Genomic DNA, 18,970 nt, shown 5'->3' with positions numbered 1-18,970 from the left:
CCCGCAATGTGATGCAGATGCGGGCATCAGTTCGTTTCAGCAGACGGATCGATTCGGACAGCACTTCAGCGGGCGTTGAACCGCGTTCGTTTACCGGTCGATTTCGCCCATCACGATATCCAGTGAGCCGACGATGGCGGGGATGTCGGCGATCAGGACCCCTTCGCAGAGCGGGCCGGTGACTGCGAGATTGCAGAAGCAGGAACTCTTCGCCCGTGCTCGCAGCGGCTCAGCCTGACCGTCGCCGACGATGTAGAAACCCATCTGTCCGCGAGGAGCTTCTGTCTCCAGATAAGCTTCATTCACAGGCAACTTGGTGTTCATCTTGAACGGGACGCGGTGCTCACCTGCTGCTGTGGGGTACTTCGCCAGTCCCTGCCGCACCAGGCTGATCGATTCCAGAACCTCGAGCATCCGGACGAAGAACCGGCACCAGTTGTCTCCCAGTTCCACTTCCGGAGGAACTTTCTGTCCAGGGAATGGAGCGGTGATGACATTGAAGTTGTAGCCGTCATACATCCGGGTATAGATCGGTTCTCCATCGCGTCGCAGGTCGAAGTCGACTCCGCTGCCGCGCAGGACCGGACCCGTGCAGCCGTAATCGATTGCCATGTCCGCTGAGAGTATTCCCAGACCGGCAGTCCGCTGAATGAAAATGGAATTCCGGGTCAGCAGCGTGTGGTACTCGGAAATCCGCTTTTCGAGCCACTCCAGGAACAGCAGCACCGTGTCGATCCATGTCATGGGGGTTCCGGGCTTCACCCCGGTCAGCGCTGCCAGACCATCTGGAATCTGGATCATCTTGGGCAGGTCGTGCGTGGCTCCCCCGATCGTGATGTAGCTGTAGGTGAGCCGTGCTCCGCAGACTTCCTCAAAGAGGTCGAGAATGATTTCGCGTTCGCGGAAGGCATACAGAAACGGGCTGAAGCTTCCCAGGTCCAGTCCATAGGCTCCCATGCCGACCAGATGGCTGGCGATTCGGCCAAGTTCAGCGATGATCAGACGGACCGTCATCGCTTTCTCGGGGACTTCCATCCCGATCAGCTTTTCGAAGGCGAGGGCCATGCCGAGATTCATGTTCATCCCGGCCAGATAGTCCATCCGGTCCGTGTACGGGATCCACTGCGGTCCGGTCAGGTTCTCGCCGATCTTCTCAGCACAGCGGTGCAGGTATCCGATATGCGGAGTGACTTCATGAATCACTTCTCCATCGGTGCGCAGCAGGAGTCGGAGCACGCCGTGAGTACTGGGATGCTGCGGGCCCATGTTGACCAGCATCTCATCCGTACGAACGTCGAACTCGATGACACGGGGATCCTGGGTAGCGATGCTCATAATGAATGTTGGTATGGTGGCTACGGTTTTGGAATTGCCAGTTGCTTGCAGATCATTTTGACAATGACCTCTTTTTAATTTCTCGATGTCTCGGCACAGAAGACTGCTTCCCAGACTGCGGGTTCAGCCAGATTGAATGGTCTCCACCTTCCCGTTCGTAGACACATCCGCATTGCGTCAAGTGCTTGAGCAAGGCAATTCGCTTCATGCTCCAACTCGTTCGGGAATGACCCGAATTGCAGAAGATGCGTTAAACAGAAGGTAAATCGGCTCGACCAGTTCCGCATCCGGATCATTTACCGATGGATTGGGGACTGGTAACGGGTCTCCGTCAAGAATGTACGATTCCGCGACATCCACGAGCGCAGAAGCGAGCATCCGGCGAACTTCGTCTAATCCATTTCCTTGGCTGATGGCTGCCGGGAAATCAAGGACTTGTCCGCCCATCCATCCATCACCCGCATCGTAATAAGCTGCTCGATACGTCAACATGCATCACCTCGGTTCTTTGGCTGATCGCTCTTACCGGCCCCGGACGCCATGATACTCCAGCGGAAACTCGTAGTCTTTCCTTAACGGATGTCCGACCCAGTCGTCCACGCAAAGAATGCGGACGAGATTGGGGTGTCCCACAAAGTGGATCCCCACCAGATCGTAGGCTTCCCGCTCATGCCAGTCGGCGATCGCCCAGACGGACGAGACGGTGGGAACTTCCGGAAGTTGCCCGGGGACGTCGTCTTTCCACCGGGGGAGTTTGACCTTCATCGTCAGGCGGTGTTTGAACTTGAGGCTCAACAGATGATAGACCACTTCGACATGCGGCTCGAAGGGGAACTTCGGCGCGAGCTTCGGGTCCGGTTCGAAGTAGTCGACCCCGCTGAGGTCACACAGCGAGTTGAACTGGAGCGAGGGATCGGTTTTGAGAAACCTGCCGACTGTGGCGACGGCCGCGGGAGCAACCTCGACCCAGGGATCGCGGGCTTCCGCATTTGCATCCAGAATGATGTCCGGGCTGAACTCAGCTGCCAGTCGTTGAAGGATTTCCTGAAACGTCATGAGGTTGGTATCTCGTCGGTAATAGGGGATCTCAAGTCAGGCAGAACCGTGAGTCAGTCTGCGATCGATTCAGCTGACCAGTTCCCGGGTCGGCGGCGATTCCGCCAAAACGGGAGACCGATGTCGTGAAGGATTGGTCTTCACGCGTTTGACCATGGCACGGACCCAGTCCAGGTCGCCCCGATACCAGACATACGCGAAGCCGACGAGCAGCACGCCGAAGAAGACGAGAATGTCCGCAAACCCAATCTGGGCGATTCCCAGTGCTTCCTCGAAGGTGATCGCGGTTTGGGCCGTTGTGGTTCCCGGCTCCAGGCTGAGGAATTTGTCCGTCAGATGCATGCGTGTGGTTTCGGACAATCGAGTGTCCGCCAGCTGGGTCGCTCCTCCGAAGACAGTCGCCCACGGGAAGAAGAAGGCCACTTCCACATCGAAGATGATGAACAGCAGGGCCACGACATAAAACCGGATATCGAACTGAATGTAGCTGGAGCCGATGGTCGGTTCGCCACATTCATAGACTGCGGTCTTTTCATCCGTTGGCAGATTCGGTCGGACGAACAGACCGATGACCAGCGGAGCCAGCACCAGCACTGCCCCAGCGATGACGAACAGCAGGAAGTGGAGTGTCAGGTCGGTCATGGGGGAGTCGAGGGTCGAGAGACAGGTGTCCGGAAGCAGATGACGCGAATTTCGCAAGCCCGGCAATCGAATTGCCGGGAATCAACTTCAGTTGAAAACTCATTCCGAACCAGAAAACTCGAAGGGGCTCGGCTCGCCCTTCACCCAGACCGGTTCGTAAAGCACTTTCGATTCAGCGACTGCCGTTGGATTGAGAGTCGACTGTCCCCAGGCGGTCTGCAGAGGGAGTTTGGCGTAGTCGACCACGCACCCGTCGCGGCTGTAACAGCTGAGGTCGTGATTGGACCCCATGAAGATGCAGTCGACCGGACAGGGTTCCACGCACAGTGCACAGAACATGCACTTCGTGTAATCGATCGTAAAGCCATCGATCCGGAATCCTTTCCCGACCGGGCTCTTTTCTTTTTCGATGTAGATGCAGTCGACCGGACAGGCGACCGCACATTTCTCACAGCCGATGCAGGTGGTGAGATCGAAGCGATGGAAGCCGCGGTAACGGGCTTTGACCGGAACAGGACGCTCCGGGTACTCGTAGATTTCCGTGAAGGCCTTCCGGCGATAGGTTTTTCCCATGGTCAACAGCGTGACCCACATTCCGTGGAGCACTGTGCTGACCGCCACCCAGACATTTCGGAACCAGCCAAGCATAGACGTCATTCACCGTGTGAAGGGCCTGGGGATTTGAAATTTCACCAGAATGGGGGCGAAACGCCGCAACTTCAGATCTGGTCCACATTATAGATCACATCAACCGACTCGCAATCGTTCCTGCACCCCCCGGTCGTTTTCCCGAACCCGGGAAGGGGGAAATAGTCTCCTTCGTCGAGTCAGATCGAGCGACGCCAGGAGCGGAGAGGCCAGAGTCGAGAGCAGGAAATACATCGGAAAACCGACCCCGCAATGAGCGATGGACACTCGACTCCTGACCACGGCTTTCACCCTTTTAACATGCGAACAGTCGAGAGTTCAGCGAGAATTGCGCCCCGGATTCGAACCACTTTCCGGCTCTCGACTCTGGACTCTCCGCTCTCGACAACCACCAAATTCAAAAACCCGACCCCCCTGCTAAAATCGTCGCGTTTGATTGCCGGGTTACACAGCCGGGGTTACCATAGGCCAAATTCTACTTTCCACATTGCTGGACTTTTGCCTCGCATGGTCGCTCACCCCTCGGATCCAGTCGCGCTCGAACTCTGGACGCGTCGCCATATATTAGGGTTGCAGCATCTCGATCGGGCCGAAATCGAGCTGATTCTCGATCATGCCGCCGAATTCAAACGTCTGCAGCAGTCCAAAAACAAGCTGAATCACCTGCAAGGACTGGTGGTCGCGAACCTGTTTTTCGAGGCCAGCACCCGGACACGTACCAGCTTCAGCCTCGCTGCGAAGCGGCTGAGTGCGGACACCGTCGACTTCACCGCATCAGGCAGCAGCCTTTCCAAAGGGGAGTCCTTCATCGACACCGCATTGACCATCGAGTCGATGGGGGTCGATCTGGTGGTGATCCGTCACAGTTCCCCGGGGGCTCCGGAAATGCTGTCGCGGCACCTGAAATGCGGAATCCTCAATGCAGGTGATGGGACTCACGAGCATCCTACGCAGGGGTTGCTGGACATCTTCACGGCTCGGGAGCGACTGGGGTCTCTCGAAGGGAAGACGGTTACGCTCGTCGGAGATATCAAACACAGCCGCGTGGCCCGCTCCAACATCTGGGGGCTCACGAAGCTGGGGGCGAACGTCATCGTCTGCGGCCCAGCGACGCTGATTCCACCGGGTATCGAAAAACTGGGAGTGCGGGTCGTCCATCGCGTGGACGACGTTCTCCACGAGTCAGATGTGATCAATCTCCTGCGAGTGCAGTTCGAAAGACAACGCGGGACGTTTTTCCCTTCCATCGCTGAGTACGCACATCTGTTCGGAATGAACAGGGAAAGACTGAAACGGGCAAAGCCGGATGTGTTGATCCTGGCCCCCGGGCCCATTAACAGAGGGGTGGAGATCAGCGCGGATGTGGCAGACGGGCCGCATTCCCAGATTCTCCATCAGGTGACGAACGGTTTGTTCGTCCGTATGGCATGCCTGCATCTGCTGGCACGTCGTCAACTTCAGGAACAGGCACGCTGATGGGAACCTTGCTGATTCGAAATGGCCGCATCATTGATCCGGCACAGCAGGTAGACCGGGTGGGTGACCTGCTGATTGTCGATGGCCGCATCGCGGAACCGGGACAGTCTTCCGGGAATCCGGACCGAGTGATCGATGCCACCGGGATGATTGTCGCTCCGGGGTTGATTGATGCACACGTCTCCTTTCGTGAACCTGGGTTCGACGAAGATGAGACGATTGCGTCCGGGGCGGATGCGGCTCTGGCGGGGGGATTCACGACTGTCGCTTGCCTGCCCGAAACCGTTCCCGTCGTCGACAGTCGGGCATCCGCGGAGTTCATTGTCCGACAGGGTGAACGGGCCAATCGCTGCCGGGTCCTGCCGGTCGGCGCGGTGACCAAAGGTCGCGAAGGAAAAGAACTCGCTGAGATCGGCCAGCTGATCAACGGCGGAGCTGTCGCCTTTTCCGACGGCAAACAACCCATTGCCAACGCTGAAATCATGCGGCGGGCGCTGCAATATACGCGGATGTGGAACAAGCCGATTCTGCATCATGCTCAGGTTCCGGAACTCGTGCATGGCGGGATCATGCATGAAGGGTTCCAGTCGACGATCTTCGGACTGCAAGGAATGCCGGCTGCCGCAGAAGAGATCATGGTGCGACGGGATATCGCACTCGTTGAAACCACTGGCGGGCAGGTCCATCTGATGTGCATTTCTTCCCGCCGCAGCGTGGAAGAAGTTCGACAGGCAATCAGTCGGGGTCTGCAGGTTTCGGCAGACGTGACTCCCCATCACCTGCTGCTGACGGACGAATGTCTGGCGGGCTACAACACCAACTACAAAGTCGATCCTCCCGTTCGAACCGCCGATCATCGTGACGCCCTGATCGAGGGGCTGAAAGACGACACCATCGGGCTGATTGCTTCCGATCATCAGCCTTACGCGGATGAAAAGAAGAGCCTGGAAATCGACCATGCTCCTCACGGCATTGTCGGACTCGAGACGTTGCTTCCGCTCTGCATCGAAGCGTTGATCGTGCCGGGACATCTCAGCTGGCTGCAGCTGTTATCCAAACTGACAATCGGACCCGCCAGACTTCTTTCGCTCGAATCCGGCACGCTCCGTAGCGGAGCGGTCGCGGACGTGGTGATCATCAATCCGGAGGTTCGCTGGCAGATCAACTCCCGGAACTTCCGCTCTCGCAGCCACAATACACCATTCGACGGTCGTGAGGTTCAGGGACGAGTGGAACACACCATCGTTGTTGGTGAGGTGAAGTATTCGGCGGTGAGCTGGTGAGTTGAAAAGGATTTGAAACGCAGAGGACGCTGAGGAATTCCGGAGAAGAGATTCTGCAACTCCTAAAACCGTATCCGATCGGCGCCTTGCGTCGCCCCTGTCTTCAACTTTGAAATTCACCACGGCGGCACGGCGAAGAAAAGAACCGCAGGTCATGCGAATGAGAAAACCAAAATTCGCCGGAGTCGCGTGATTCGCGGTTTAAAAAATCCTCCGTGTCTCCGCGACTCCGTGGTAAAACTCTCTTGTTCTCCACTGCGATCTCTGCGTTTCAAATCTCTTCGAATTTCAGAGTCGCTCGACGTCCCTACGCCGCGTCTTGAACGCGGCGTGATTCCGCCTGCGTGACACCCAACCGCCGCAACAGGGTCTCGGCTGCGTTGCGGACTCCTCCTGCTTCGACAATGGTGTCTGCCAGAGCCGCCACTTCCTGCTGGGATCGGATCCGGGATTCGGGGTTCGAAAGCCACTCGCTGAGAATCGCTTTGATCTTCTTCGGTGCTGTCCCGCTGCGGCGAGAGAATGGGAATTCCGGCATGACAGCCCTGCCCGCGATCAGGTTCGGAAGAGTCATGAACGGGCAATGCACGAGGATTTTCGCCAGGACGTACAGCAACGGGCTCCCGCGATACATGACGACCGTTGGCTTGCGGCGAGCGAGAAGTTCCAGACTGACCGATCCGGAGACCATCAGGCAGCAGTCGCTGGCTTCGATCACTTCGGGAGTCGACTCCAGATACAGATCGATGGGGAGTGCTTTCCCGCGTTCACGGATCAGTTCCCCACAGCGGTCGTAATGCCACTGCTTATAACAGGCGACCTGAAAACGGGCTTCCGGATGCGATTCATGCAGATCGGAAATGATGTCGAGCATGACCGGGAAGTTGCGATTCACTTCCTGCTTGCGTGAGCCGGGAAGAATCGCCACTCGAGGAGATGGAGCTTTCCGAAGCTGATCCATCACCCTGGACTGCAGTTCATGTGCAGCGACTTCATCAAAGAAAGGGTGGCCGACATATTCCACGTCGACGCCGCGATCCCGGTACCATTTGGCTTCAAAAGGCAGCACGGAGAGAACGCAGTCGACAAGGCGTTTGAGCTTTCGCAGCCGCCACCCGCCCCAGGCCCACAGCTGAGGAGGACAGTAGAAGAAGACAGGCACGCCGGCCTTCCGGGCCGCACGTGCGACCCACCAGTTGAATCCGGGAAAATCGACCAGCACGACGGCGTCAGGTCGCTCTGCTGCCATGAACGCTTCAGCCTGCTTGTACAGCCGCCAGAACTGTCCCAGTAAGGGGAGAATCCCTCCGAGTCCCATCACTGCCAGATTGGTGAGGGGATAGAGTGCCGATTGTCCCGCCTGAGACATCGCTGGACCACCGAAGCCGGAAAATCGGATGGAAGGATCACGCTGGCGCAGCTGATCCATGATCTGAGCGGCATGCTGGTCACCGCTCGGCTCGCCCGCCGAAAAGAAAATGTGCATCGTCGCATCCTGCTCGCAAGCAAAAATTCATCCTGAATCCGCGTGGCGAATGATAGCAGAATCCACAACCTGAGCTATCCCGGTTCTGTTCGAAACATCCCTGTAGGGTCCGCTGTGCGGACCGTCGGGGAATTGGGAGTGGTCCGCACAGCGGACCCTACGAAGTGAGATCCTCTGCGAGTGAGGCGACTCCGGTTCCTTACAACTCGACTTCGACAAGAATTTCCACTTCCCCGTCGCTGTCGAGGCGGCCGAAAACGCTTTCGCTCAGGGTATGGACCCCGAGGACCGATCGGGGGAACGCCGGCTTGCGATGGCTGTGATACAGAACCCATTGCTTCTTGCCGATTCGCAAACGATGTCCGACGGCAATCTCCGGAGCCAGGATCTGACCATCTTCCGCGACGGTCACACGCTGCCAGTCGATCGGGGCTTCCCGTCGCTTCGCCGACCAGTCGAGCAAGGTTGCGACGTACAGTCCATGGCCCTGAGTGCGGGCGTGAACCTGTAACTGATTCTCACGCACCGACGTCGATTCATCGCTGCGGTCCAGTCGCATCTGAGGACCGGACCAAGGGAAGACGCGAACCCGTTCGTTCCCCTGGCAGAGATTGATTTCTCGGGACAGAACGTCTTCTTCCAGTCCCCAGCTGCCGGCCAGTGGAACGCTGCGCTGAAACTCGATGGAACTCGATTCCGGGACGCGGATGGAATCCGCCAGCATCAGGACCGATTCCTCTCTCAGCAACAAGGCCTGCCGGATGACCTGAATCGGGCTTTCGCGATCCAGCTGCAGTTCGACGAAGGCTGCCTGTCGATCCAGATACCAGCAGCAGCAGGTCCATTCCCCAGTCGGTTTCTGGGTTGTGCCATTGATTTTCAGTTCATGCGACCATGCTCCCGCCAGCAGTGGAAGATCGGCAGCGATCAGCTCCAGCTGCGGCGTTTCGCCATCGTGCCGCACGTAGCAGGCATCGACCGGACTTTGCCAGCCGGAACGCAGGCAGGCCCAGTCACCCCAGTCGGTCTGAATACTCGTTTTCGGAAGTTTGCCCCGGATCTCCCGTCTGCTCGTCACTTGATTCAACTGGGCAGCATCTTCCCACTGGGTCAGAAGCGTGAGCAGGCCGGGTCGGGACGAAAGGTGCAGCACATCGGCGGCGGTCAGCAGAGCCTTGCAGGCGGCCCCGGAATCGACTTCGGAAAACCCGACATGTCTGGGAGTGAGCAGCAGCGACGTGCGGGCGAGTAAGCCTTCGAGTCGACGATGGCTCTTTCGATCCCAGAACCGCTCATTGAGGGAATCGGCAAAGAGGGTCAGTGCTGCAAGCTGACAGAATCGCGGAAGGATCTCATTGAGCCACCTGGCGTGGGGAGTGCCGTCGGTGTCGGTGATCGCGTCGAGTGCTTTTCGCCAGGCTTTCGCACTTTGCCGCAATTGTTTCTTGCAGCCTTTCAGGCCCGGGAAAATCAACGTGTTGAGCAACTCGATTTCGAGAAAATCAAAGGCGTCGCATCCGCTTTCCGGATTCGAATTCGCGGGGGATTCCTGTTCCGTCCGTTTCAGCCAGGACTGACTGGCTTCGACGGTCCAGCGGAAAAACGTGAAGAGCGTCTGCGTTTCCAGCTGTCGACCGGACATCCGGAGCAGCCAGTGAGCAGCGACCAGCGTCTGCGGATCGGGGATCGACTCCGAGGTGCTGGCCATGATCGCTTCAATGCGACCGGACAATTCATCCTGAGTCAGCTCGGTATCGAACAGACAACGGGCGAGCGATCCCTGTTCAACCGGGGAATTGCCGCTGTGGACAGACTGATTCCATAAAGTCGCCAGGGATGCCAGTAACCTTACCCGTTCCCGTTTGCCGATCCGACACTGCTCTTCGAAAACGCCCGGCAACGCTTCAGCGAATGCGGACACGTCTCCCCTTCGAGCCGGCAGGGACAGTTCGCGAGGGGCTCCATGGCGAAATTCGAAATTCGAAAGCCATTCCGTATCGGAAACCTCCACGGGAGCAGTACCGTGGGGAATGGCCTTGAGATCGTCAGCCGTGCGGGGCATGTGGAGGTTGCCTCTTGAGGGAAATTCAAAAACATCGGAGAATCGGTGGCCGTACCGGATCCACCCTGAAAATTCTCAGGGAAAATTCATGATGATCCAAATGACGGATTTCGCTACAACGCGAACACAACCAATTCGTCCGTAGTACGCTGACGCAGCGGGCAGCCGGAAATCAGCGCTGCTTCCTGGGTGAGCGGTCCTCCATTGACGATTGCAGTATACAGATTTCGGCTTCGCGTCGAACTCAGATGGAAGGGGAATTTTCGTGCGTCACTTTGCAGCTTGCCTGTTTGCCGCCCTGCTGGGCGGATGTCTCTCTCTGTGGATGATGGACTCCCGGATTTCCCGTGTCGGCCAGGCTGTGGCCCAGAGTAAGCCGATCGTTGTCCCGCCGTTTCCCGCTGCGGAAGGGGGCTCGCCTGGTCTTCCGGTACCGTCGTCATCAGTGCCAAAAACGACTCTCCCCCCTCTCCCGGGAACTCCGCTGGCCTCGTTCGATGCCGAGGGACTGACGCCGGATGAAGCGGTGAACGTCGCTGTTTACGAGCAATGCAATCGCAGCGTCGTCAACATCTCGACCATGGGAGTTCGCGCGGACCGCTTCTTCATGATGGCGGTTCCTGAAGAAGGGAGCGGCTCAGGGGCGATCCTCGACAAGGCGGGCCACATTCTCACGAACTACCATGTGATTGAACGGGCCCGACAGGTGAATGTCACCTTGTTCAATGAAGAATCGCTGCCTGCCAAACTGGTCGGGGCCGATCCCGTGAACGACATCGCGATCATCAAGATCGATGCTCCTGAAGATCAGCTCTATCCCATCCCGCTGGGCAACTCGGACAATCTCCGCGTCGGCATGCGTGTCTTTCCTCTGGGGAATCCCTTCGGACTGGAACGGACTATGGGAACGGGGATCATCTCCAGCCTGAACCGGACTCTGGAAGTGCAGCGGAACTGGGTGATTAAGTCGATCATTCAGATCGATGCCTCCATCAACCCGGGAAATTCCGGCGGACCGTTGATCGACACTCATGGCCGGTTGATCGGGATGAATACCGCGATTGCCAGCCGCGTCGAACAGAGTGCGGGGATCGGTTTTGCCATTCCGGTGAATCTCATTCGCCGCGTTGTCCCGGAGCTGATTCAGCAAGGAAAAGTCATTCGTGGAGACGTGGGGATTACTCATGTGACTGTCACGGATAAAGGATTGCGAGTCGCCCGACTCGCTCCCGGAGGCCCGGCTGAAATCGCCGGGATCAAAGGGCCGCTGGTCACCCGCCGGGGTCCGCTGGTCATCGAAGACCGGAATGCAGCTGACGTGATTGTGGCTGTGAACGATCAGCCGGTCGCTTCCGCAGCGGAGTTCCTCGGCTACATCGAAAGCAAGAAGCCGGGCGATGTCGTCGAGATCTCGGTGATGCGGAAAGATCAGGTGGTGAAGGTGACCGTCAAACTGGGAGGCGATTCCAATGTCGCCAACGCAAACGGTTCGAATTCGGGCGTTTGAAAACTGCTGACATCAGGCGGGCCTTCATTTCTTCGGAAAACATTCCTGACTGAATGAAGGCCTTCGACTGTCCGTTTGTTCACACCCTGCTACACTTGTGGATGGCGAGCGGATGTTCCACGGGTGATGGTGCTGGGGCATGGCGCTTCGCAGATGCCTTCTACCGCCCTATCTGATTTCGCTCCATGCCACGCAGTTTTGAAGAACTTGCTCCGCAGAATTTTTCGTTCAACAGCCCGCTGGGATGGTGTCCCGCCTGTGAAGGTCTCGGGACCGAGATCGGAACCAATCAGGGAGCGATTGTCGCCAACCCCAACCTCTCGCTGAGAGAGGGAGCCATCTCCGCATGGCCGCGACCGTCAGCTTCGCCCTCCTTTGCTGCCCTCGTGGAAGCAATGGGGGATCAATTCAAGATTCCTCTCGATCAGCCCTGGTATCAGCTGTCCGCGCAGCAGCAGCGAATGGTTCTGCAGGGAACAGGGAATCGCGAAATCCAGGTGACCTTCCCGGGTTTCAAAACACCCATTGCGATGAAGTACAAGGGGATCTATCCCGCCATCGAGGAAGCTTCCCGTGTTTCCTACTCGTACCGGATGAAGCTGCAGGATCTGGTGGGCGAACGTCCCTGTTCGGTCTGTCATGGGGAACGCATTCGCGAGGATGCTGCGGCTGTTCGACTGGAAGACAAGACGCTGCCGGGTCTGTGTGGTCTGCCGCTGGTCGAAGTGCTGGAGTTCCTGAAGGGCCTAAAGCTGAACAAGGCTCAGCAGAACATCGCCGGTGATCTGCTCAACGAAGCAATCCATCGGCTTTCGTTCCTCGTTGAAGTCGGTCTGCATTACTTAACGTTGAATCGCGGTATGCCGACCCTGTCTGGAGGAGAGTCCCAGCGGATTCGACTCGCAGGACAGATCGGCCGCGCGCTGACGGGCGTCCTCTACGTTCTGGATGAACCGACGATCGGACTTCATCCCCGTGATAACGGTCGTCTGGTTGATGCTCTCGAGAAACTCCGGGATCTCGGAAATACAGTTGTCCTCGTGGAGCATGACCGGGAAGTGCTGGAAGCGGCCGACAGGCTTTATGACTTTGGTCCCGGGTCAGGCCGTTTCGGCGGCACCGTCACCGCTCAGGGGACTCCTCAGGAAATCATCCGCAACCCGAAGGGCTCTCTGACCGGAGAGTATCTCTCGGGACAGAAGAACATCCCCATTCCCCTTCGCAGGCGAATGCAGCAGCTCGATTCGAAATCCTCTCCCATTGACGATCCTGAAGCGGTCCGAGCCGCGTACGGTGAACCTCCCGGAGGTGCGTGGCTGGAGTTGACGGGATGCCGTCAGAATAACCTGCGTGATGTGGATCTGCAGATCCCCCTTGGGACGCTGACGTGCGTGACCGGGCTGTCCGGCTCAGGGAAAAGTTCGCTCATTCAGGAGACGCTCGCCCGTGCTGTCAGCCGTCATCTCAAGCGACAGGGGGAGATTCCGGGTCCCTATGACACCATGTCCGGAGTCGAGCAGATCAGTCGGGTGATTGCTGTCGATCAGCAACCGCTGGGGGCCACCCCCGCTTCGAACCCCGCGACTTATACAGGAGTTTTCGATCCGATTCGCGAACTCTACAGCAAGCTTCCCGAGTCGAAGATCCGTGGCTTCAAGCCGGGACGATTCAGCTTCAATCGGGCGGGGGGGCGATGTGAAGACTGCGAAGGGATGGGCCAGAAGAAAATTGAAATGCACTTTCTCCCGGACGTCTGGGTCGAATGCGATACCTGCCACGGGCAGCGATACAATCAGGAGACTCTTGCGGTCAAATACAAAGGGCATTCCATCTCCGACCTGTTGAACCTGTCGATCGGTCAGGCTCTGGACGTCTTTGAAAACATCCCGAAGATCCGTGCTCCGCTGGCGACGCTGGCGGCCATCGGCCTGGAATATCTGACGCTGGGGCAGTCAGCCACGACACTCAGCGGTGGAGAAGCCCAGCGGGTGAAGCTGGCTGCGGAACTCGCCAAGCCGAACGCGGGACGAACACTCTATCTCCTCGATGAACCGACGACCGGCCTGCACTTCGATGACATCGCCAAGTTGTTGAAGGTGCTCAACAGCCTGATCGAACAGGGGAACACGGCTGTCGTCATTGAACACAATCTGGACGTCATCAAGACGGCCGACTGGATCATCGACATGGGCCCGGAAGCAGGGACTGGCGGAGGATGGATTGTCGCTTCAGGGACTCCTGAAGATGTCGTCGCGCAGTCGCAGCGTTACCTCGGCGTCAGTCCGACAAAAACCAGGAAGGGACGTTCGAAGAAAGCGGAAGCGACGGCGACAGCCGCACCCTCCCCGTTTCGCAGCTGGACCGGCGAACTCCTCAAGCCGGTGCTGGAGACGGAAGAGCGGGCTGAGCTCGACATCTTCGATGTGGCCGATGCTGCGAGGAAGAAAAAAGGGGATGTCGACATCTCCAGTGTGGGCAAAGAAGTCGCTCCCCCCTGGCAGACCGATGGCCGCAAATGGCACACCGAAACCCGCATCGCACGCAACGGGAAGTCGTGCCGCTGGGAAGGGGAGGCACTGGCGTATGTCGTCGATCTGCTCGGAAAGTCGAAAGGCCTGAAGGCTGCGAACTGGAACGATCAGGCTCATGTGGAAGTGACCGCCGAGAAGAAGGCGGGAACCGGCTGGTTCTTTCACGCACTGACCGGCGATGAATGGCTGTTGCGAATGTATTTCCGGGTTCCCAAAGGAACCTTCGACGAAGCCAGTCTCCAGAAACGGATTCCGCTGAAGTCAGTCAACGAGTTGGATGAACTTCAGATCTACAACCGCAGCGAGCGGGTTCGAGTCAATCAGCAGAAGGGACCATTTCAGGAAGTGGTCTTTGATGTTCACTGGAAAGAAGAGATCGACACTCCGGAGTTTCGCCGCTTCATCACCGAAGCGGCCAACGCCTATCTGAATCAGGTTGAGAAGAGCGGGCAGTCGATTGAAGACCTGAGTCCGTGGAAAGTGCTCGGACGGAAGTGGCACGTCTCTCGGAAGGGGTTCCCTTCCACGAAGCGGGTCGCCTGGAAAGCGGAAGTTCTCGAAGAGCTGTTCGACGTTGTTGACAAGGTCTTCAAGGATCTTGAACCGGACTGGACCAGCAAGACCATTGTCCCTTATCGCACCGGGAACTCGAAAGAGACCGTCGTCGAACTCCAGACAAAGCGCCGCGACGGTATCTATCTGTCGCTGTTCACGAAAACCGGTCAATTCGCATTGGGACGAATCGCCACGCTGGGAAACAATCGGGAGATCATTCCGCACCGCAGCGGACAGGATGCCATTCGTATCGAATTGACCACGGAAGCCCACGTGAAGTCGAAGGAGTTGCGAACGTTCCTGGAAGAATTTGCAGCGGTGATTTCCTCCTCGTGATCGAACTCAGCTCTCACTGCCTGCGAGAATCTGCCCGCAAACTTCGCGTATTTTACCGCGGCCTCAAGCGTAAACCTTCAAAGAGCCCGGAAATTCCGCTTCAGCCGCATTGGCGGCACATTCGGATGAAGTTGCAGAATGGACCCCGTCGATAGGTTGAATGGACGAGGTCCCGACAGACGGGGCTGCGCTTCCGGCAGCTTTTGCCGGTCCAGCCACGGCCTGTTGCCCATCGATTTCCAGCATGAACTTCCTGGCTGGCAATCTTGAGCAGGTGTGAATCCCGACCGGCTGCAACATGCACTATTCGAATTTCAAAAACTCAACATCGCGGTTGTGGGGCCGACTCATGAGTCGGCCGGCACGCTGCTGTCTGGTGTTGCTGGCAGTCTGCATGCTGTCAGATGCGGTCCATGCAGAACCGGTCTATTCCAAGTCCCGTCGATTCCGGATTCCCTTCCAGTTCGACAGTGCGGAACTCAAGCGGCTGGGGACCAAGGAAGTTCAACTGTTCGTATCCCGCGACGGAGGCGACCGCTGGAAGCTGGTCGAAGGGGTCTCGCCCGACACCGGCAAGTTCACTTTCGAAGCTCCGGAAGATGGCGTTTACTGGTTCTCCGTGAAGACCGTCGCCGCCAGCGGACTCATCTATCCTGCCGGTCCGCATCAGGCCGGCCTGAATGTGCTGGTCGACAGCACTCCCCCTCAACTGGACCTGAACCTCGAAGAGGTTGAAGCGGGACGGGTGAAACTCAGCTGGATCGTGCAGGATGAAAACCTGGACATGAACAGCTTGAAGCTGGAGTTCCGTGAGGCCTCCACAGACGTCTGGAGTGTTGTGGCTGTGCGGACGCAGGCCCAGGGGCAGACCACCTGGACCATGACCGCAGGAGGACAGATTCAGGTGCGAGGTGAAGTGGCCGACCTGACCGGCAACGTGACTCAGGCGTCTGCGGAATGTCAGCTGGCTGCTCCCATTCCTCGAAACGACAAGCCCGATTACGGGAAGCCGGTCGCCAATGAATCGATGAACATCCCGCAGGTAAGCTCGACCGAATTTCCCAAGGCAACCTCATTGACTCCCCGGATGACGTCAACGCAATCCGGTGGGGAATCACTGGTCGTCAAAGGGGCATCAACCAGTTCGCCCAACCCGGTTGAAGGACCCTCGCCGGTCGCTGTCGACGTGTCGAAGAGCAGCAAAGAACCGATCCACAAAGTGAATTCGACCACATTCCGGATTGGCTACAGCCTGGATGGGATCGGACCTTCCGGGGTCAAGCAGGTGAATCTGTACATCACCGAGGACAACGGCAAGAAGTGGTTTCACTATGGCGAAGACCCCGATCGCACCTCACCGATGGAAGTGACTGTCCCCGCAGACGGCGAGTACGGTCTGGCATTTCGAGTGACCAACGGACTCGGCCGCGTGGAGATTCCTCCGCAGCCGAACGACCCACCGGAAGTCCGCGTGGCTGTCGACCGCACTCCTCCAGTCGTCAAGCTGATGCCGCTGGAACATGGTCAGGAACTGGATTCCAACAAAGTCATTATCAGTTGGACGGCTCACGATCAGGATCTCGCGGACGAACCGGTGGCACTGTTCTACTCCGTCGCGGCGACTGGACCCTGGGAAGTGATTCAGGGGCAGCAACCGAACAACGGCCGCTTCAGCTGGACCGTTCCTCCAACGCTTGAACAGCCGTTTTATGTCCGGCTGGACGTGAAGGATAATTCAGGCAACGTGACCCGGGTGTATGCAGAGAAACCGTTCCTGGTCGACCGCGCACAACCTCGAGCCCGGATTACGGAAGTCTCATCCCTGAACAGTTCTGCTCAGTGACGCCGTGATCGTTTTGCCGGTGAGACGTTCCGCTGATGTGTGGGCTGCTGTTCAATTCACTCCCGGGGTGGCGCTGTCCCCATGTCTGAACGCTCACGCTGGGGAAACGCAGCTCGCAACGCGTTCAAGACAGCAGCGACGTCAATGACCTCCTGAAAGATCGCACCAGCAACCGGCGGCAGCAGTCCGACCGTAGCGATCCCCATCCCTGCCAGACTCAACACCATTCCGCCGACGGCGCTTTGCAGAGCAATCTTCCGCATGCGACGTCCCAGGTGCAGGAACTCATCCAGCCGCTCAAGGCTGCTGTCCATGATCACGACACGGGCCGCTTCACTGGCAACTTCGGTGCTATGCCCAAACGCAATGCCGATCGTCGCTGCGGTCATTGCGGGTGCATCATTGATCCCATCTCCCAGATAGATGGTCTTGGCCTTGCGGGTTTCTTCCTGAACGATGCGGAGCTTTTCTTCCGGACTCTGACCCGCGTAGACTTCATTGATTCCCACCTGCTCGGCAAAGAAGCGGACTTCCGCCTCACGGTCTCCCGAGACCAGCAGGATCCGGCGAAATCCGTGCTTCTGCGGCAGATGTCGAACGAACTGAGCCCCTTCGGCTCGCGGTTCATCCCGAAACTGAAAGAGGACCAGGTTTCGGGTGTCAACCAGCATCAGGCATTCCAGCCCGGCTGCTTGTGGAGGGAGTTCGGTCTGAAGTTCCGGATATCGCAGCGCCAGTTTTTTTCGGCTGGTGATCCAGAGTTGATGACCAGCGACTTCACCACTCAGTCCGGTCCCGGGCTTTTCGCTGACATGGTCCGCTTCCATGAGTTCAATGTTCCGCTCCTCTGCAGCGGAAAGGAGCGCGGACGACAGCGGATGCTTCGAATACCGTTCGAGACTCGCGGCCAACTGAAGGGCTTGATCGGGGTCCATTTCTTCACTGGACCACTGGAATACGAGCTTGGGTCGCCCGTATGTCAGGGTTCCGGTCTTGTCGAAGAGGGCGACGCTGCAGGTGTCGATGAGCTCCAGAGCCGCCGGATCTTTCACCACGATACCGCGACTGGCCGCTTGCGAGATTGTTCCGACGATCGCAACGGGAATGGCAATCAGCAGCGGGCACGGAGTGGCCACCACCAGCACCGTCAGAAACCGCAATGGGTCGCCACTCGCCACCCAGGCTGCGATCGCCACAGCCAGCGCCACGGGGGTATAGATGCTCCCCAGCCAGTCACCCAGACGTCGCATCTTCGAACGCTGCTGTTGTGACGACTTCATCACCTCCATGATCTTGGCGTATCGCGAATCGACCGGAAGCTTGTCCGCGCGGATCGTCAGGGCCTGCTCTCTGTTGATGGCGCCGGAAAGGACTGCTGATCCAGGGACCTTGGAGATCAGAAACGGCTCTCCGGTCAGGTAGGATTCATCCATGGAGCCCCGTCCCTCTTCGACAGTGCCGTCCACGGGACAGGTTTCGTGCGGGAACACCATCAGCTTATCGCCGATCTGGATGGTCGAAAGACTGACGTCGGTGATCTTCCCATCTGAAACTTGATGAGCGACCGAGGGCATGCGACGCGCGAGTGCCTGCAGCGCAGAAGAAGCCCGGACGGCAGCAAATCGCTCCAGAGTCTCACCGCCGGAGAGCATCAGGACCACAATGCTCCCTGCCAGATATTCTCCCAGCAGGACGGACGTCACGATGGAGATCCCCGCAAGGAGGTCGGAACCAAACTCACCTTTCAGGACCTTCTGCAGAAGTCCAATCACCAGAGGAACACCCCCCAGAACCAGAACGATTCCCAGAGGAATGACTGTGATCGAGTCGGAGAATCCGGCGGCAAATTTCGTGACCAGATGAACGGCGATTCCCACCACGGCCAGTCCCGCAATGATTGCTTCGGACCGTGTCTTGAGCACTTCAATCACCCGCGTTACGTCGTTCTTTTGGTTCATCGCTGCGATGACTCCGAATTCCAACGTTGGTTGTTTCGTTGAGAAGATTTGCTTTTAGCATTCTTAAAGTAACAGACGCCCAGGTTCTCGTCCGTCCATCGCAGCGTTCAGCCCGTGTGCGATTCAATGCGCCGAAAGGAAGAGAACGTCCGTCTTGGCGAGCCGTCGATTGCCCGGCAGCAGTCGTTCCTTGCTCATGAATTCAATGTTTCGACCAAACGATTCTTCATTTAAGCGTAACAGAGACGACTG

The 18,970-nt window shown here is 57.8% G+C and carries 14 protein-coding genes; 5 read left to right on the top strand and 9 right to left on the bottom strand.

Translation table 11 applies throughout. From position 1 onward, the window contains the following. Positions 1–90: 90 nt before the first annotated feature. From SH661x_RS01620 to SH661x_RS01595, 6 genes are all read right to left on the bottom strand, one after another. On the bottom strand, positions 91–1,335 hold the full coding sequence (locus SH661x_RS01620; RefSeq protein WP_437227387.1) for an NADH-quinone oxidoreductase subunit D: 1,245 nt from the start codon (positions 1,333–1,335) through the stop codon (positions 91–93). A 52-nt stretch (positions 1,336–1,387) separates the two neighbouring features. Then, positions 1,388–1,543, bottom strand: coding sequence for a type II toxin-antitoxin system HicA family toxin (locus SH661x_RS01615; RefSeq protein WP_437227385.1), 156 nt, complete (start codon positions 1,541–1,543; stop codon positions 1,388–1,390). Then, positions 1,540–1,827, bottom strand: coding sequence for a type II toxin-antitoxin system HicB family antitoxin (locus SH661x_RS01610; RefSeq protein WP_437227383.1), 288 nt, complete (start codon positions 1,825–1,827; stop codon positions 1,540–1,542). The genes SH661x_RS01615 and SH661x_RS01610 overlap by 4 nt, the downstream gene beginning before the upstream one ends. Before the next feature lie 30 nt (positions 1,828–1,857). Then, complete coding sequence (locus SH661x_RS01605; protein ID WP_437227381.1) at positions 1,858–2,391, bottom strand: NADH-quinone oxidoreductase subunit C; 534 nt, start codon at positions 2,389–2,391, stop codon at positions 1,858–1,860. Positions 2,392–2,460: 69 nt separating this feature from the next. Continuing rightward, complete coding sequence (locus SH661x_RS01600) at positions 2,461–3,033, bottom strand: NADH-quinone oxidoreductase subunit A (protein ID WP_437231160.1); 573 nt, start codon at positions 3,031–3,033, stop codon at positions 2,461–2,463. A 99-nt stretch (positions 3,034–3,132) separates the two neighbouring features. Further along, the gene (locus SH661x_RS01595; protein WP_437227379.1) at positions 3,133–3,681 is read right to left on the bottom strand and encodes a NuoI/complex I 23 kDa subunit family protein; all 549 of its coding nucleotides are present in this window, start codon (positions 3,679–3,681) and stop codon (positions 3,133–3,135) included. Between the two features lie 507 nt (positions 3,682–4,188). Here SH661x_RS01595 and SH661x_RS01590 point away from each other — a divergent pair. Next, entirely contained in the window at positions 4,189–5,157 is a 969-nt protein-coding gene (locus SH661x_RS01590; RefSeq protein WP_437227377.1) for an aspartate carbamoyltransferase catalytic subunit, read from the top strand. Next, positions 5,157–6,440 carry a dihydroorotase gene (locus tag SH661x_RS01585; RefSeq protein WP_437227375.1) on the top strand — a complete coding sequence of 428 codons (1,284 nt, stop codon included), beginning with the start codon at positions 5,157–5,159 and terminating at the stop codon, positions 6,438–6,440. The genes SH661x_RS01590 and SH661x_RS01585 overlap by 1 nt, the downstream gene beginning before the upstream one ends. A gap of 307 nt (positions 6,441–6,747) precedes the next feature. Here the strand turns inward: SH661x_RS01585 and lpxB are convergent, their stop codons facing one another. Continuing rightward, the gene (gene lpxB / locus SH661x_RS01580) at positions 6,748–7,926 is read right to left on the bottom strand and encodes a lipid-A-disaccharide synthase (protein ID WP_437227373.1); all 1,179 of its coding nucleotides are present in this window, start codon (positions 7,924–7,926) and stop codon (positions 6,748–6,750) included. 199 nt (positions 7,927–8,125) lie between these two features. Next, a complete protein-coding gene (locus tag SH661x_RS01575) occupies positions 8,126–9,988 on the bottom strand; it encodes a hypothetical protein (RefSeq protein WP_437227371.1) in 1,863 nt (620 codons plus the stop codon). Between the two features lie 265 nt (positions 9,989–10,253). Here SH661x_RS01575 and SH661x_RS01570 point away from each other — a divergent pair, with 265 nt between their 5' ends. The 3 genes from SH661x_RS01570 to SH661x_RS01560 all read left to right on the top strand — a co-directional run bounded on the left by SH661x_RS01570 (position 10,254) and on the right by SH661x_RS01560 (position 16,760). Further along, complete coding sequence (locus tag SH661x_RS01570; protein WP_437227369.1) at positions 10,254–11,495, top strand: S1C family serine protease; 1,242 nt, start codon at positions 10,254–10,256, stop codon at positions 11,493–11,495. Between the two features lie 185 nt (positions 11,496–11,680). Next, positions 11,681–14,917, top strand: a complete 3,237-nt coding sequence (uvrA, locus tag SH661x_RS01565) for an excinuclease ABC subunit UvrA (protein ID WP_437227367.1) — start codon at positions 11,681–11,683, stop codon at positions 14,915–14,917. Between the two features lie 349 nt (positions 14,918–15,266). Beyond that, entirely contained in the window at positions 15,267–16,760 is a 1,494-nt protein-coding gene (locus tag SH661x_RS01560) for a hypothetical protein (RefSeq protein ID WP_437227365.1), read from the top strand. A gap of 56 nt (positions 16,761–16,816) precedes the next feature. Here the strand turns inward: SH661x_RS01560 and SH661x_RS01555 are convergent, their stop codons facing one another. After that, positions 16,817–18,718, bottom strand: coding sequence for a heavy metal translocating P-type ATPase (locus SH661x_RS01555; RefSeq protein WP_437227363.1), 1,902 nt, complete (start codon positions 18,716–18,718; stop codon positions 16,817–16,819). Positions 18,719–18,970 lie beyond the last annotated feature (252 nt).

The sequence above is a fragment of the Planctomicrobium stercoris genome (assembly GCF_051465655.1).
Classification (GTDB): Bacteria; Planctomycetota; Planctomycetia; order Planctomycetales; family Planctomycetaceae; genus Planctomicrobium.
Note: the sequence above shows the minus strand (reverse complement) of the source record. Positions and strands in the feature narration are given on the sequence as shown.